At 69.0% G+C, this 16037-nt stretch carries 15 protein-coding genes; 11 read left to right on the top strand and 4 right to left on the bottom strand.

Annotated elements, in window-relative coordinates; genetic code table 11:
• The first annotated feature begins 43 nt into the window (after positions 1-43).
• Positions 44-880: a shikimate dehydrogenase gene (gene aroE, locus J2X58_RS14175; RefSeq protein ID WP_310048970.1), complete on the top strand. Its 837-nt coding sequence runs from the start codon at positions 44-46 to the stop codon at positions 878-880.
• Positions 880-1149 (top strand): YkgJ family cysteine cluster protein, encoded by a 270-nt coding sequence (locus tag J2X58_RS14180; RefSeq protein ID WP_310048972.1) that lies wholly within the window; start codon positions 880-882, stop codon positions 1147-1149. The genes aroE and J2X58_RS14180 overlap by 1 nt, the downstream gene beginning before the upstream one ends.
• Before the next feature lie 18 nt (positions 1150-1167).
• Here the strand turns inward: J2X58_RS14180 and J2X58_RS14185 are convergent, their stop codons facing one another.
• From J2X58_RS14185 to J2X58_RS14195, 3 genes are all read right to left on the bottom strand, one after another.
• Positions 1168-1488, bottom strand: coding sequence for a hypothetical protein (locus tag J2X58_RS14185; protein ID WP_310048973.1), 321 nt, complete (start codon positions 1486-1488; stop codon positions 1168-1170).
• 154 nt (positions 1489-1642) lie between these two features.
• Positions 1643-2101, bottom strand: a complete 459-nt coding sequence (locus J2X58_RS14190) for a DUF4126 domain-containing protein (RefSeq protein ID WP_090058017.1) — start codon at positions 2099-2101, stop codon at positions 1643-1645.
• A gap of 104 nt (positions 2102-2205) precedes the next feature.
• Complete coding sequence (locus J2X58_RS14195; protein ID WP_310048974.1) at positions 2206-5445, bottom strand: protease pro-enzyme activation domain-containing protein; 3240 nt, start codon at positions 5443-5445, stop codon at positions 2206-2208.
• 340 nt (positions 5446-5785) lie between these two features.
• Here J2X58_RS14195 and J2X58_RS14200 point away from each other — a divergent pair, with 340 nt between their 5' ends.
• The 9 genes from J2X58_RS14200 to J2X58_RS14240 all read left to right on the top strand — a co-directional run bounded on the left by J2X58_RS14200 (position 5786) and on the right by J2X58_RS14240 (position 13116).
• A complete protein-coding gene (locus J2X58_RS14200) occupies positions 5786-6313 on the top strand; it encodes an energy transducer TonB (RefSeq protein ID WP_310048975.1) in 528 nt (175 codons plus the stop codon).
• 130 nt (positions 6314-6443) lie between these two features.
• A complete protein-coding gene (locus J2X58_RS14205) occupies positions 6444-6740 on the top strand; it encodes a hypothetical protein (protein ID WP_090175057.1) in 297 nt (98 codons plus the stop codon).
• Between the two features lie 38 nt (positions 6741-6778).
• Complete coding sequence (locus J2X58_RS14210) at positions 6779-7312, top strand: gamma carbonic anhydrase family protein (protein ID WP_090058010.1); 534 nt, start codon at positions 6779-6781, stop codon at positions 7310-7312.
• 127 nt (positions 7313-7439) lie between these two features.
• On the top strand, positions 7440-9485 hold the full coding sequence (locus J2X58_RS14215) for a M3 family metallopeptidase (RefSeq protein ID WP_310048977.1): 2046 nt from the start codon (positions 7440-7442) through the stop codon (positions 9483-9485).
• Positions 9486-9537: 52 nt separating this feature from the next.
• On the top strand, positions 9538-10305 hold the full coding sequence (xth, locus tag J2X58_RS14220) for an exodeoxyribonuclease III (protein ID WP_310048978.1): 768 nt from the start codon (positions 9538-9540) through the stop codon (positions 10303-10305).
• Positions 10302-10973 carry a YecA family protein gene (locus J2X58_RS14225; RefSeq protein ID WP_090175060.1) on the top strand — a complete coding sequence of 224 codons (672 nt, stop codon included), beginning with the start codon at positions 10302-10304 and terminating at the stop codon, positions 10971-10973. Before xth ends, J2X58_RS14225 begins: the two co-directional genes overlap by 4 nt.
• 117 nt (positions 10974-11090) lie before the next feature.
• Positions 11091-11924 (top strand): pirin family protein, encoded by an 834-nt coding sequence (locus J2X58_RS14230; RefSeq protein ID WP_310048979.1) that lies wholly within the window; start codon positions 11091-11093, stop codon positions 11922-11924.
• 51 nt (positions 11925-11975) lie between these two features.
• A complete protein-coding gene (locus J2X58_RS14235) occupies positions 11976-12659 on the top strand; it encodes an HAD family hydrolase (protein WP_090058002.1) in 684 nt (227 codons plus the stop codon).
• 94 nt (positions 12660-12753) lie between these two features.
• Complete coding sequence (locus J2X58_RS14240) at positions 12754-13116, top strand: hypothetical protein (protein WP_310048980.1); 363 nt, start codon at positions 12754-12756, stop codon at positions 13114-13116.
• 120 nt (positions 13117-13236) lie between these two features.
• Here J2X58_RS14240 and J2X58_RS14245 read toward each other — a convergent pair whose 3' ends face one another.
• Entirely contained in the window at positions 13237-16035 is a 2799-nt protein-coding gene (locus J2X58_RS14245; RefSeq protein WP_310048982.1) for a discoidin domain-containing protein, read from the bottom strand.
• Between the last annotated feature and the right edge of the window lie 2 nt (positions 16036-16037).

A 16037-nucleotide genomic window follows, 5' to 3' on the forward strand; every position in this document is an offset into this window, starting at 1 on the left:
CGTGACGCCGGGCGGCGTGTCCGGCGCCGTGCCAGGAGAGTCCATGAGCGCTGAAGCGCACCGTTTCGCCGTGTTCGGTCACCCGATCGCGCATTCGCTGTCCCCGGAAATCCATCAGGCGTTCGCCGAGCAGCTCGGTATACGCCTGAGCTACGAGACCATCGACGCCGCGCCCGCCGACTTCGACGCCGCGGTACGCGGCTTCTTCCGCGATGGCGGCCTCGGCGCCAACGTCACCCTGCCGCACAAGAATGCCGCCTTCGCGCTGGCCACCGCCCGGACGGACGCCGCCACCCGCGCCGGCGCCGCGAACACGCTCACGCCGCTGGTCGGCGGCGGCATCCAGGCACACAACACCGACGGCAGCGGCTTCGTCCGCGACATCACCGAGCGCCACGGTTTCGACCTGCGCGGCCACGACGCCCTGCTCCTCGGCGCCGGCGGCGCGGCGAAGGCCGTCGCCTGGGCGTTGATGGACGCCGGCGTGAAGACCCTGACGATCGTCAACCGCACGCCCGAGCGCGCCGACGAGATCGCCGACGCAATCGGCGAACCGGCGCGCTGCCACACCCGTTACTGGGACGGCCTGGAAGGCGAGTGTTTCGACCTCGTGGTCAACGCCACCTCCATCGGCGTCACCGGCGGCGACTTCGACCTGCCGATGTCCATCGTGCAGGACCATTCCACGGCCTACGATCTCTGCTACGGCGCGGCAGCCGCCGGCTTCAAGGGCTGGGCCGTCGCGGCGGGCGTCCGCCCCGACTGGTTCCGCGACGGCCTGGGCATGCTCGTCGAACAGGCGGCCGACGCCTTCGAGCGCTGGCACGGTCAGCGCCCGGACACCGATCCGGTCTACGCGCAGCTGCGTCAGCGCTTCTGATGAGCCTCGCCTGCCGCGCCGGTTGCGGGGCCTGCTGCATCGCCCCGTCGATCAGTTCGGCGATCCCCGGCATGCCCCACGGCAAGCCGGCCGGCGTGCGTTGCGTGCAACTCACCGACGACAACCGCTGCGCGATCTTCGGCCGCCCCGAGCGGCCGAAGGTCTGCGGCGGCCTGCGGCCTGAGGCATCGATGTGCGGCCCGGACCGCGATCACGCGCTGGCGTGGATCACCCGCCTGGAACGCGCCACGTCCGTGAGCCCCGTGTAGGAGCGCGCCCCGCGCCTCCTACATCGCCACGCTCGTCGGGCACGCATACGTCGCTTCGTAGTCGTAGCGTGCGTTGGTACCGGGGCCTTCCGGTGTCGCGAGCACGAGATGGATCGTGTCCACCGCCGGCGCGGCGCATTTCTCCTTCGCCATGGCCATGCAGGGTGCGTCGCTGAGCGATGCCTCGGTGCATGAAACGGCGATGGGTGCGACGCGTGGCGCGACGGCGACGGGCGTCGACGTGGATGCGCAGCCCGCCAGAGCGACCATCAGCGCGGCGTAGAGACAACGGCTCGTGGAGCGTATCGGGTTCGGTGCGATGGCGCTGGGGTCGATCACGGGGGGCTCCCGGGACGGGTAGACCCGACTGTAGCGGCTCTCCGGATGGATGGCTAGACGTCCATCCGTTATGTTGGAGCGCACCTGGGCGCGATGGGTGCTCGCGGCAAGCACCCATCGCGCCCAGGTGCGCTCCAACCGGCGTTCGTCGCGGTCAGGCCGCCGTGACCACGGCGATCGCCAGCACGATCGCCACGATGTCCTCGATGATGGCGGCGGGGGCGTCCTTGCGGAACGCGGCGGCCATCTTCGCGCGCAGGGCCGCGCCGCCCCAGGTGCCGATCGCCGCACCGACCACGCCCGCGATGAGTCCGCCGACGAGCATGCCGTGTGCCGCGCCGACGCAGGCGCCGCTCAGTCCGCCGGTGACGAGGCGGGCACCGAACTGGACCGGAACCTTGCGGCTGGGCGTCGTCGGTAGCTGGTCGGTAACGAGTTCGCCGAGGGCGAGGACGCCGACGATCCACGGTGTCCACGCGTAGCCCATGAAGGCCAGTGGCGTGCCGGTGAGCGCGAGGCCGCCAAAGCGCGCCGCGAACGCGACCGCCGCGGGTGCCATGAGCGCACGTAGACCGGCGACGATACCGATGAGCAGGGCGAGCAGCAGAACCATGGCGTGCACCTCTTCCTGGAAGGTGAGGGCATTAGGCACCGCCCAGGCCCATGGTGGCTAGTAGGAGCGCGCCCTGCGCGCTCCTACCATCGGGTCGGCGTCGGTTACAGCGCCGGCGTCACGCGGCGGCCGCCCTGGAAGCGGTTGGCGGGGATCGTCGCGTCCTTGCCGATGACGAGCGGCTCGCCATAGGCGTCGGCGACACGGAACGATGCGAAGCCCGTCTTCGTGCGCTGCCACTGGACGATGCGGTCTTCGGCGTCTCGCCACAGGATGTCGGCACGGCCGTCGCCGTCGTAGTCGCCGATGCCGGCGATGGTCAGACCGGCCGGTATCGCTTCCGAGCCGCGCCCGGCGATGCGGAAGCCATCCATCGTCCACCACGACAGCTGGCCGCTGGCCGCGTTCGTCCAGATCAGGTCGGTGGTGCCGTTGCCGTCGATGTCGCCGACGCCGTAGAGCGTGTCGCCGGCGGCACGATCGCCCAGCGCACGCTTCGAGAATCCACCGTGCTGGTTGGAGATCCACAGCGCCACGCCGGTCCGGTTCGTCGCCGTCCAGACGAGGTCGGTATAGCCGTCGCCGTTCACGTCGGCGAGGGTCGGCGTCGCGCCCGCGATGCCGTCGACCGGCCACGACTTGCCGACCACGATGATGTCGTTCTGGGTAGCCGGATCGAGATCGAGCGCCCACCACGCGATCCGCGAGGTCTTCGTGTCGTACCAGATCAGCTTCTGCACGCCGCTGGGGTCATGGACGCCGACGCCGAGCAGGCGGTAGTTGTCCGGAATCGGGTCGGCCACCGTGAACGTGAAGTAGCCGCCGGTGGCCGCCGACACCCAGACGTGCAGGCGGTTGTCGCTGCCGACCAGCAGCAGTTCGCCCGAATGCAGCGAAAGCGCGTCGAGGCCGGGAACGACGTCGCCGTAGGTCACGATGTCGAGGTCCGCCGGGAGCGTCTGGCCCTCGTCGAACAGGCTGACCGCGCCTTTCATCGCCACGGAGTGCAGCACGTGTCGCGTCGGATCGACGTAGGCGAAGTCGCTGTAACCATCGCCGGTGAAGAGCTGGTTCAGGGCGAGGTAGTCCGCCGGTGTCGTATAAGCGCGGCGAGCGGGAGCATTCCAGTCCACCACCGCGTCGACGAGGTTCGCGGCGTTGATGGTGCCCAGGCCGGTCGCCATGCTGTAACCGACGTTGGCCTGCCATGCGGGTACCAGCGTATTGGTCGTCGGGTCGCCGGCGCGCACGATGCCGACGACGTTGTTGAGCTTGCGGCCCGTGTCGCAGTTCGGCGATCCGGCACCGCACGGCTGCACGATGTCGCCTTCGGTCACGTTGTTGAACACGCACGCCGCGCCGATCGTGGCGCCGCTGCTGGAATTGCACGCGCGCAGCGCGTCCGCGTTCGGCGACCCGACCGTGCCGTACTGGCGTGCGGCGACGCCGTACAGCGCCGGCAGCATGTTGCCGTTGCGGCCGCCCGAGGCCTGATTGATCAGCGCCTGCACGCCCGCCATGGCCGGCGCGGCGAACGACGTACCGCCTGCCGAGTTGGCGAACACCGCGTTGGGTTTGCCGAAGTTGCAGCCCGTGCCACCGTTGGCGGCGTCGGACATGCAGAACACGAGCGCATGGCCGTACAGGCCATTGCCGGCGAACAGCGAGACGTCGGGCAGCGTGCGCGACGCGTGGTTCGTCGATCCGGCGATGCCGATCTGCGCGACCGGCTGCCCGTGCGTGATGCTGGCGCCGCCACCGGCGCCAGCGACGAGGGTGTAGCTGGCGCCGGGGCCGTACTCGTCGTTGCACGCCGTCACGCCGTCCTCGTAGCCCAGCAGCGTGTAGAGATGGCTGCTGGCGCACGTGTTGTTCCAGGTCATCTCCGGGATATAGCTGATCGCGGACTGGTAGTACGGGAGGTTGGACGACGTCCAGTACCGCGACTGCTGGCCGAGATCGTCGAAGTCGGTACCGCCGACCGCGACCGCGGACGGCGACGACGCCAGGCCGTTGACCGCCGCACCCGAGGTCGACCAGAACAGCGCGCCCTGGTCGCACGCGGTGGAGCCGGCGTCGCCGGAGGCCACGAAGACCGTCACGCCTTCGGCCGCGGCCGACGACCAGAGCACGTCGGCAAGGAACGCGTTGGACGGATCGGCGGATTCGCACGAGCCATAGCTCAGGTTCCAGACGGGCGGCGGCAGCTCGCCGTAGGGACCCGGCTCGAGCAGGCGCGATGCCGCCTGGAACGCGCCGAACGTGGCGCCTTCATCGGCGCACGTGGCGAGGACGATGTCGGCGTCCGGCGCGGCCGCGCCGGCCCATTGCACGTCGAGCGCGGCTTCGGCCTCGTCGCCAGCCAGGCCCGGCGCCTTGCACGCTTCGCCGCGCCAGGTGGGATGGAGGATGCTGAAGCGGCCCTGCGCATCGGGGGGAAGGAACGCCTTGCGGAAGCTGGCGACATCCTGCGGCTGCACGTCCGAACGGCCGAGCACGGCGATGGTCTGGCCGGCGCCGCGCAGCGGCTGCGAGCGTTCCCATAGCGGCTTCACGTTGTACACCTGCGCGAAGTCCGCGGGGACGAGGTTGTACGAGACGTGCGGATTCGCCGTCCCGGGCGGCACCGTGAACGACGGGCTTTCCGTCTGGGCGCCGGACCACTTGCCCGCCTTCGCGTCGAAGGTGCTCGTGCCGACCTTCGTATGCTGCGCCGTCGGGAAGAAGTCGTGCAGCGTCACGCCCTGCACCACCGTCGACAACGCCGCCGGGACCCGCGTCGCGCTGTTGGCCGCGAAGTGACGCTGGCCGTCGACGTCGTAATGGCGCAACTCCGTGCCGAAGGCCTTCGACACCGACGCGGCCGGGCCGGAGAACTCGATGCGCATCCGGTCGCTCGACACCCGCGCGACGGTCAGGCCCTGCGAGCGCAGCCACTGCTGCACGCTCTCGACGTCCTGCGGCGCGGGGCCGAAGCGCTCGCCGAGCTCCTTCGCGGTGAGCCAGTGGTGGAACTCGGGCGAGGCCGGATTCTTCTGCGCGGCGAGAAACGTGCGGAACGCCTTCTCCGTGTCGTCGTCGCGTTTGAGCAGCAGGGTGAGGTTGTCGATCGTCTGCGCCGGCGCGATCGCGCCGGCGTCGTGCCTCGCCAGGGCCGATGTGGGCGCGGTGCCGGGGAGCGCGAACGTCGATACGCTCTCGACGCGACCCGTGACGCGCGCGACGGCCTTGGGTTGCAGGGATCGCGTCGCCTGCTGCAGATCCGTCGCGGCGGACGGTAACGACAGGGCGCAGCCCGTCGTCAGGCCCGCGAGCGCGAGCCAGGTGTGGTACCTGCGTGACATCGTGATGGCTCCCTATGCGTGAGTGATGTTTGCCCACCGAGTTCCCTGCCGCAGGCTTTCCCCCCGTGCGGAATCCCGTGCGGATTCCAACGCCGTCGCCGGGCTATCAGTGCGGCAAAGCTAACCGTCGCCGCACGCGCGTAACGGGACGCGGGTCACATCTGGACGTCCAAACGCAGGGGCATCGCACGAATATGTGATCCATCATGCCATGCGTCTCCGTATGGTCCGGCGTGAGTACGCCATGGAACTGCAACAATCGGGCGGGAAGATGGCGCGCCCGCCGGGGCCTGCCGACAGGGGGCTGGCCTGGTCGCGGGTCGTTCCCCCGGATCCGTGCATGTCCAACCCATTCAACGCCGCGCTTCCCCGCCGCGCGGTCACCCTCGTCGGCGGCCTCGTCGTCGCGCTCGCCGCCGTCGCGGCGTACGCCACGCTGCATGTCCGTCATCCCGGCGCGGAAACCGCCGGCGCCACGACGTCGAGCCCGTCGTCCTCCGACGCCGGGCAATCGGGTGTCGACATCCTCCTGGGGCTGGCGCGAGACGCCACGCGCGAGGGTCGCCTCGTCGCCCCGCAGGGTAACAACGCGTACGAGTACTACCTCAGCGTCGTGCAGCTGGAGCCGGAGAACGCCACGGCGCTCGACGCCCTTCGCGAGACGCTGCCTTTCGCGTCGCAGGAGATCGAACGGCTGATCAACCGCCGCGAGCTCGAAGAGGCCCGCCGGGAAATCGCGCTTCTGCGCGACTTCGACCCGACCAACTACACCTTGATCATTCTTGGCGCCAAGCTCGATGCGCAGCAGCAGGTCGTCACCGCCGAGGACGAGGCGAAGGCCGAGCAGATCCGCCGCCGCAACGGGTAGCTGTCCCGGGAGCGGCCCGCGATCCGCAACAGGGCCGGTTGCCTCGGGGCGAGAAGCTGTCGCGGCCGGGTCCGCTCCCACCGGATCACGCTACGATAGCGGCCCAACCCCAGGGCAAGGAGCCTCACCCATGAACCGTCACATCCGACTCTTCCTCGCCGCCGGCCTCGGCATCGCCACCCTGAGCGCCTGCCAGACCGCGCCGGCCGGCCAGCCGAAGCCCGTCTCCGGATTCGTCACCGACATGAAGGCCTTCGACGCCTTCATCGCCACGAAGCCGACGCCCGAGCAGTTCCATGCCGCCTACCCCGACGTCCTCCTGGTCACCCCGGACATGATGACGACGCGCGAGATGCGCCAGAACAACAGCCGCTATTTCCCGAAGCTCGACGCCGAAGGCCGCATCGTCGGCGGGTCGTTCCAGTAAACGCCGGGGTCATGGCGCCGGCGTTTACACTAGGCGCCATGACCCACTCCATCCGACCCTTCAAGGGCATCCTCCCGCGCCTCGGCGCCCGTGTGTACGTCGATCCGGCCGCGACCGTCATCGGTGACGTCGAGCTGGGCGACGACGCGTCGATCTGGCCCGGCGCCGTCGCCCGCGGCGACGTCCACCACATCCGCATCGGCGCCCGCAGCAATCTGCAGGATGGCGCGATCATCCACGTCACCCACGACGGCCCGTACACGCCCGGCGGCTTCCCGACCCTCATCGGCGAGGACGTCACCATCGGGCACGGCGCGGTGATCCACGCCTGCACGATCGAGGATGGCTGTCTCATCGGCATGCACGCCACGGTGCTCGACGGCGCGGTGGTGAAGAAGAACGGCTTCGTGGGCGCGGGCGCGCTGATTCCGCCCGGCAAGGTGGTCGGCGAGCGCGAGCTGTGGCTTGGCAACCCGGCGAAGATGGTCCGGGTGCTCTCGGACGCGCAGGTGGAGCAGCTCTATTACTCCGCGGCGAACTACGTGCGGCTCAAGGACGACTACCTCGCCTGACGCCCGCCGGTAGGAGCGGACCTGGCCGCGATGCTGTGGGAGGTCCGCTCCAACGGCCCCATGACACACCGCCGCTTGATTTGGGCGGCCCGGGACACCACGCTGACCGCCTGACAGGAGATCCGCGATGGACACCAGCACGAACCCCCTTCTCGACCCCAACGGCCTGCCCGCGTTCTCGGCCATCCGTCCGGAACACGTCGAGCCTGCCATCGACGCGCTGATCGCCGAACAGCGTGCCGCCATCGACGCGATCGCCGCGCCGGACGCCATCCGCGACTTCGACCACGTGATCCTGGCCCAGGAGCGGCTCGACCAGACGCTGTCCCACGCCTGGTCGCCGGTCAGCCACCTGCATTCGGTGGCCGATACCCCGGCCCTGCGCAAGGCGCACGGCGCCGCCGAAGAAAAGCTCACCGACCATGGGATCGAGGTCGGACAGAACCGCGAGCTCTACGCGGCCGTCCAGGCCGTGGCCGACCGCCCGGATTTCGCCGGGCTTCCTGTCGCCGGCCGCGCGGCGGTCGAGCACGCGCTGCGCGACTTCCGGCTTTCGGGCGTGGCGCTCGACGAACCGGCCCGTACGCGCTTCCGCGAGATCGGCGTGGCGCTGTCCAAGCTGACGACCGAGTTCTCGAACGCCGTGCTCGACGCCTCCGAGGCGTGGCACATGCACATCACCGACGAGCGCGACCTCGCCGGCATCCCCGCCTCCGGCCGCGCCGTGCTGCGCGAATACGCGCGCGAGATGAAACTGGACGGGTATCTGGTCACGCTCAAGCAGCCCAGCGTGCAGGCCGTGCTGACCTATGCCGAAAAGCGCGAGCTGCGCGAGGCGGTCTACTACGCCTACCAGACGCGCGCTTCCGACCAGGGCCCCGACAAGGGCAAGTTCGACAACAGCGAGCGGATCGAGCAGATCTTGGCGCTTCGCCACGAGGCCGCGCAGCTGCTCGGCTTCGCCAACGCCGCCGAGGAATCGCTGGCGACCAAGATGGCGGCCTCGCCCCAGGTGGTGCTCGACTTCCTGCGCGACCTCGCCGCGCGCGCGAAGCCCGTGGCGAAGAAGGAACTGGAAGAGCTGCGCCATTTCGCCAGTGAGCAGCTGAAGATCGACAACCTGGAGCCCTGGGACGTCGGTTTCGCCGCGGAGCGCCTGCGCCAGCAGAAGTACGCGCTCGACGAGGAGCAGATCAAGCCGTATTTCCCGGCATCCGCGGCGATCGACGGCCTGTTCATGGTGGTCGAGCGCCTGTACGGCGTGCGCTTCGTGCCGCGCGACGATGTCGACACCTGGCACAAGGACGTCAAGTACTACGACGTCGTCAACGCCGATGGCAGCGTCTTCGCCGGTGCCTACCTCGACATGTACGCCCGCTCGGGCAAGCGCGGCGGCGCCTGGATGGACGTGTGCGCCTCGCGATTCCGCGACGGCGAGCACCTCCAGCTGCCGATCGCGTTCCTTACCTGCAACTTCCCCCCGCCGACCGCGGACACACCGGCGTTGCTCACGCACGACGACGTGCTGACGCTGTTCCACGAGTTCGGGCACGGCCTGCATCACATGCTGACCGAGGTCGACATCCCGTCCGTCGGTGGCATCGACGGCGTGGAATGGGACGCGGTGGAGCTGCCCAGCCAGTTCATGGAGAACTTCGCGTGGGACCGCCAGGCCCTGCGCGAATTCGCACGGCATTACGAAACCGGCGAGCCGCTGCCCGACGATCTCTACGACCGCATGGTCGCCGCGCGTCACTTCCACGCCGGCCTGTTCCTCGTCCGCCAGCTGGAGTTCGGTCTCTTCGACTTCCGCCTGCACCTGGAGTACGACCCGGAGCGCGGAGCCCGTCCGCTCGACGTGCTCGAGCAGGTTCGCCACGAGGTGGCCGTGATGCATCCGCCGGCCTGGCAGCGTTTCCCGCATGCGTTCACGCACATCTTCGCGGGCGGTTATTCGGCCGGTTACTACAGCTACCTCTGGGCCGAGGTGCTCTCGGCCGACGCCTTCGAGGCGTTCGAGGAAGCCGGCGTGCTGGACCGCGCGACGGGCGAGCGCTTCCGTCGCGAGGTGCTGGCGGTGGGCGCGACGCGCCCGGCGCTGGCCTCGTTCACGGCGTTCCGCGGCCGCGGACCCGAGCCGGACGCCCTGCTCAAGAGCTACGGCCTCGCCTGAGGCACCGCCGCGCGGCTCCGGCAAGCCGCGCGGCTTCCTTTACAATGGCGCGATGAAGATCGCGTCGTGGAACGTCAATTCCCTCAAGGTTCGCCTCCCCCACCTGCAGCAGTGGCTCACGGAGGCGCAGCCCGACATCGTCGCGCTGCAGGAAACCAAGCTCACCGACGACAAATTCCCCGTCGACGAGATCGCCGCCATGGGTTACCGCTCGGTGTATTCCGGGCAGAAGACCTATAACGGCGTGGCCATCCTGGCGAAGGACGAGCCCACCGATGCCGTCACCGACATCGAGGGCCTGGACGATCCGCAGCGGCGCATCCTCGCCGCCACGGTCGGGGACATCCGCGTGGTGAACCTCTACGTCGTCAACGGCAAGGCGCTGGGCGACGAGAAGTACACGTACAAGCTGCACTGGCTGGCGAAGGTCCGCGACTTCCTCGAACAGGAGCGGGCACGTCACGAGAAGCTCGTGGTGCTGGGCGACTTCAACATCTGCCGCGACGACCGCGACGTCTACGACCCGGTGGCCTGGGGCGAGGACATCTTCTGCTCCCCGCCGGAGCGCGCGGCGCTGCAGGCCCTGCTGGATGTCGGCCTTCATGACAGTTTCCGGCTTTTCACCGAAGATGCCGGCCTTTTCAGCTGGTGGGACTACCGCCAGGCGGCGTTCCGCCGCAACATGGGCCTGCGGATCGACCTCATCTTGATCAGCGATGCGCTCAAATCCGTGGCGACGTCGTCCATCATCGACAAGGCGCCGCGCAAGTGGGAACAGCCGTCCGACCACGCGCCCGTCGCGCTGGAGTTGAACCTTTGAATACACCGAAGTCCGAATGGCCGAGCTCCCTCGACGACAGGGAACTCGAAGAACTCGACACCTTCCTGCGCGCGCATGGCGGTGACGGCGCCCTCATGCTCGACGGCGTGCATGGGCTGCTCTCGGCGATAGCGATCGGTCCGCTCGAGGTCAAGCCCGAGGAATGGCTGCACGAAGTGCTGCACGACGCGTTCGACGACGAGGACGAGGGCAACCGCGTGCTCGCCCTGCTCGCCAAGCTCAACGATTCGATCAGCGCCGAGCTGGACGTCGACGCCTACGAGCCGATCCTGGGCGAGATCGATACCGAGGAAGGCCCGCTGCTGTCGGCCGCCGGCTGGTGCGAGGGTTTCAGCCGTGGCATCGACATGCGTGCCGGCCTGTGGGAAACCCGGCTGGCCGAGGATCCGGGCCTGATGCAGCTGCTCGGCCCGATCATGGCGCTCGCGGTCGACGAAGGCGTGCTCCAGGCCGACGCCGAGTTCGAGAAGCTCACCGACGACGAATACGACGAATGCCTCGGGCAGCTGCCGGAAGTGCTCAACCAGGTCGGCAACTACTGGCGAGAGAATCCGCCGAACGAGGACGAACTCAAGGCGCTTGCGCGTCCGCGCGTCGAAGGCGAGGACGGCCCGCCGAGACAGCGGTCGGGGCATTGGGTGCATTGACGCCGCGGCGTCGCCCGCACCGGCTCGCCGCATAGGGCGGAAACGCATCGTTCACCGGTGGGAGCTTCTCTGGCGGCGGCGAAAGCGGCATCTTGGGTGCCTACCACGGAGCCCACCATGACCACTCATCGTCACATCGTCCGCCGCGTCGCCGGCATGGACACCGCCGACGGCGCGGGCGTGAAGCTCAAGCGCGTGATCGGCCAGCCTGCCCTCGACATGCTGGATCCGTTCCTCCTGCTCGACGAATTCCGCTCCGATCAGGCAGGCGACTACATCGAAGGCTTCCCGGAGCATCCGCATCGCGGTTTCGAGACCGTGACGTACATGCTCGCCGGGCGCATGCGTCACGGCGACAACCACGGCAACACGGGCGATCTCGGTCCGGGCAGCGTGCAGTGGATGACCGCCGGCCGCGGCATCCTGCATTCCGAGATGCCGCAGCAGGAAGAGGGCCTCATGTGGGGCTTCCAGCTGTGGGTGAACCTGCCGGCCGCCGACAAGATGGTCGAGCCGCGTTACCAGGACATCGCGCCTTCGGCGATCCCCGTCGTGCATCCCGCCGAAGGCGTCACGGTGCGCATCGTGGCCGGTGAACTCGCCGGCGAGACGGGTCCTGTCAGCGGCATCAGCACGGCGCCGGTGTACCTCGATATCTCGCTCGAGCCCGGTGCGCGATTCGAGCTGGACGTCCCGGAAGACCACAGCGCCTTCGCATACGTCTTCGAAGGCCAGGCCGTGCGCATCGGGGGCGAAGCCGTCGCCCGCAGCGAGCTGGCGGTGCTGTCGAGAGGCCCGAAGGTGGAATTCGTCGCCGATGGCCACAGCCGCGCGCTGTTCGTCGCCGGCCGGCCGCTGAAGGAACCCGTCGCCCGCTACGGCCCGTTCGTGATGAACACACCGGCGCAGATCCACGAGGCGATCGCGGATTTCCGCGCGGGCAAGTTCTGACGTTGATCGCGAGGTTGCCACTCGCGCCACCCGGCGCGTAACCTGAACGGCATGTCCAGACAAAAACATGCGTTCCTCTTCGATCTCGACGGCACGCTCGTCGACAGCGTCTACCAGCACGTCCTCGCCTGGAAAGAGTCGCTCGACATGGAGGGCATCGACCTTTCCGTGTGGCGGATCCATCGCAAGATCGGGATGAGCGGTGGCCTGTTCACCGACATCCTGCTCCGCGAGACGAACACCGAGATCACGCCGGAGCGCATCGACCGCCTGCGCCGCAACCACGCCGCGGCGTACGGACGCCTCGCGGAAGCGGGCGCCGTGAAGCCGCTGCCCGGCGCGGTCGCGCTGCTGAAATGGCTCACCGACGCGAACATCCCCTGGGCGATCGCCACGTCGGGGCGCATGGAGACCGCGGCGCACAACATCGCCGCCCTCGGCGTCGATCCGAACAAGGTCCCGGTGGTGACCCGGGACCAGGTCCGCCACGCCAAGCCCGACCCGGATCTCTTCGTGACGGCCGCGGAGCGGCTCGGCACCGACATCCGCGACGCCATGGTCATCGGCGACGCCATATGGGACATGCTGGCCGCGCAGCGCGCCCGCGCCCTGGGCATCGGCCTGCTGTCCGGCGGCTATGGGGAGAACGAACTCGAGCGCGCGGGTGCGTACCGTGTCTTCGAGGATCCCGCCGACCTGCTGCGCCACATCGACGAGGTCGCCGCCCGAAGCTGAACGAAGGTAGGAAGTTCCCTACGCCGTTTAGGGAAGGGTCTGGGTGGGCTTCGTAGCATCGCAGGCCTACGCATTCGCAAGGATTTCATTGGCCATGCGCCTCCTGCTCACGATCGTCCCCCTCGCGACCGCCTTCATCATCGCCGCCTGCACGCATTCGGAGCCGACCGCTCCCGCGGCGGACACGGCCCCCGCGGCCGCGACGACGGCCGCTTCGCCCGCGCCGGGCAAGACCGCCCCGGCTAATCCCGCGTTGGGATCGGCCGAGTGGCTTGCGTGGGTGGACAAGACCCTGGCGGTCAGCGACGACGGGCATGGCCCGCAGCCGGGGACGGCGGAGTGGAGCGCCGCGGTCAATCGGAAGCTGGGACAGGAGGCTCCGCAGGCGGCGCCGGGCTCGGCGGAATGGCAGCAGGCCGTGGACGCGCTGCTACGGACGCGAGTGGCCACGCACTGATTCGCCGGTGCGATCGGCTCCCACCCTCCGGTAGCAACTTAACCCAAGTGCGGGTGGGAGCCGATCGCATCGGCGATCCCGCGGCAGCGGGCCCGAAACCGGTGAAGCCGCGCGCCGAGGTCAGAGCGGCGCGCTGACCGACCTCTCGCCTTCCGGCACCCTCACCTCGCCCGACGGCAGCGACAGCACGACACCCCCCGGCGCCTTCACCGGCTGCGTGATCGTCAGCACCGCCTTTCCATTCACGGCCTTCAGCGTGTAACCGAAGCGTCCATACGGCGTGCGCAGGTCGCGGATGGCGACACCTTCGCCCGCGAGCCAGCCGGGCTGCACGCCAGCCGCCACGACGATGGCGCCATCCTGCGCGCGGTCGTACGCGAACATGTCGAGGGCCGACCGGACGTAATCCGAAGCGATCCACGCATGCGGCATGTCGCCGACGAAGCGCGGCTCCCGGGGATCGCGCCCCACCACTTCCGCCCACTGGTTCCACGCCGCCGGCCGGCGGTCGGCGAAGAAGAACGCGACGAGCTGGTCGAGGCGATCGCGCCACCCAAGACGAATGAAGCTCGCGATGGTCCGCAACTCGTACGGGGTGTAATCCTTCCAGGCGGTCTTGCCGTCGCGGCGAGCGACGAACTCTTGCCAGTACTTCTCGAACGTCGCATCGACGAGCGCCTTCGGCAGGCGCGACTGCTCGTCGCCCGGCGAGAGCGCGATCGTCGTCGAGGTCGCGTCGAAATCGCCGAGCTCGGCCGAGCCGGGGATGAAATCGATGCCCTTCGCCTTCACTGCCGCGGCGATCGACGCATGCACGTCGGCGCGGAACTGATCGCGCGATCCGCCGAAGGCGGAGGCGTCGCCCTGCTCGCCCAGCACCTGCGCGAGCTGCACCGCATCGTCGTAGCCCTTCAATGCCCAGAAGTCGTCCCAGTACGAATGCATCGGCTTCGCCGAGTAGCCTTCGTGACTGATCGACGCCGGCATCAGGCCATAGAGCGCGCGATCCGGACCGCCGAGGCGCGACGGCTGGCGCTCGCTCGCGCGCAACGTCTCCATGTACGCGACCGCCTTGCGAACATGCGGATAGAGCGAGGCGAGCGTGGCGCGGTCGTGCGTGTAACGCCACAGCTCGGCGACGCTGAAGATCAGCTCGCCGTGACTGTCGTTCTCGGGCACGGGATCCGAACCGCGCGCGTCGACGCAGCACGGCACCTTGCCGTTGGAGAACTGGTGCGGCGCATACCAGGTGATGAAGTCGCGCGCGACATCCTCGTGGCCCGTGCGCAGCAGGCCCTCCAGCATCATCGCGCCGTCGCGCACCCAGGTGCGCGAGTACGAACGCGTGCCTGGCTGCAGCGCCGGACCGTCACGCGACATCAGGATCTGCGCCACGCCGCTCTTCATCGTGTCGACGATGGGCTGCGCCACGGCGGGCACCGTCACGGATACACGATCAAGCTTCTCGCGCCATGCGGAAGCCACCGCATCGGCATGCGTGGCGATCCAGCGTCCGGCGTCGGCGGGCATCGCCACCGCGTCGGCGGGATTCACTGGCACGACGACACCGAGATCGACATGACCGTGCGCGGGAACGCGCACATCGTAGAGCAGCGCGCCTTGCGCGAAACCGCTAGCGTCGTGCAACGACGTCGTCGTCGGCCGCTCGCCGGCGTCGAGGCGCTCGCTCAGCGTCCGTGGCTCGTTCGCGCTGGCGACGAACGCGGTGGTGCGCTGGAGCGGCAGCAGCTTGCGCGATCCGTTCACCGTCAGCGCCTTGCCGTCGAAGGCGAGGTCTTCGATGCGGCTGATGCCGCCCGGCGCGTTGAGGAACTGCGTCGGCGGGTTGACCTGGAAAGGACGAGCCGCCAGCGCGAGCGTCACATCGCGCGGCGCGTCGCCGTCGTTGGCGACGCGATAGCCGACCACGAGCTGCGAAGCGCCTGCCTTGCCCTGCGCGAAGGCGATCGTGGTGAGCGACAGCGTGCCGGCCTGCCAGCGCACCGACGGGATCGGCAGATAGCGGTCGCGCAGGGACTGGGTCGTCGTGACATCGGCCCACGTGACGAGCTTGCCGCGCTCGATCAGGAACGGCTCGATGGAGAAGCCACCGCGCGTCACTTCGACCGCGCCGTCTTCGGAGATCAGCGCGGAGTCGCGGCTGCCGCCGTCGACGCCCACGATCGTCCAGTACGATTGCTCGCCCGAGAAACCGCGCGGATAGAGGCCACGGCGGACCGCCTTCGCCCGACCTTCGAAGACCGCGTTCGGCGTCGGTGGCTGCACCGGCACGGCCTCCGGCGGGCGCGGCACGATGCGCAGGTTGTCGAAACACACCTCGCCCTTGTTCTCGGCAGGCGCCGCCTGTGGGAAGCGCGCTGGCGCGCGAAGGGTGCTCGCGGTATCGGCCGATCCGCCCCCGCCCCCGCTCGGCTCTATGGGTGCCTCCTTGTAAATGACGAACTCCACCTCGCGCGTATGCCGCAACGTGCGGTCCTTGATCGGGCCCCACGCGTACTCCACCTGACGGCTGGTCGCATCGATGGTCTGCCAGGCGTCGGTCGGCACGAACGAAGGCTTCTGCAGCCACCACACGTTGTCGCCACTGTCGTCGATGAACTTCAGTTGCAGCGTGTTGGGCGGCATGTGCCCGCGGACGTCGAAGCTCAGCGCGAAGCCGTCCGGGAAATCGATGGGCAGTGTCCTGCGGATCGACGCGGCGCCCGAGACGCCGTTGAAGTCGTAAGCGAGGCAAATGGCCTGTCCGGTCTTGCCCGGAACCGCGCGCAGCGTCGCGCTCACGTCGTCGGTATGCGTGGCCTTCCAGCCAGCGGCCGTGTCGAAGGTGTCGAGGTCGGTGGCGCCCGCGGCGCCTGCGAACAGCAGGAGGCCGTGCAGGAAGGAAAGCGTCGATCGCATGC

Source organism: Luteibacter sp. 3190 (assembly GCF_031456385.1).
Lineage (GTDB): Bacteria > Pseudomonadota > Gammaproteobacteria > Xanthomonadales > Rhodanobacteraceae > Luteibacter.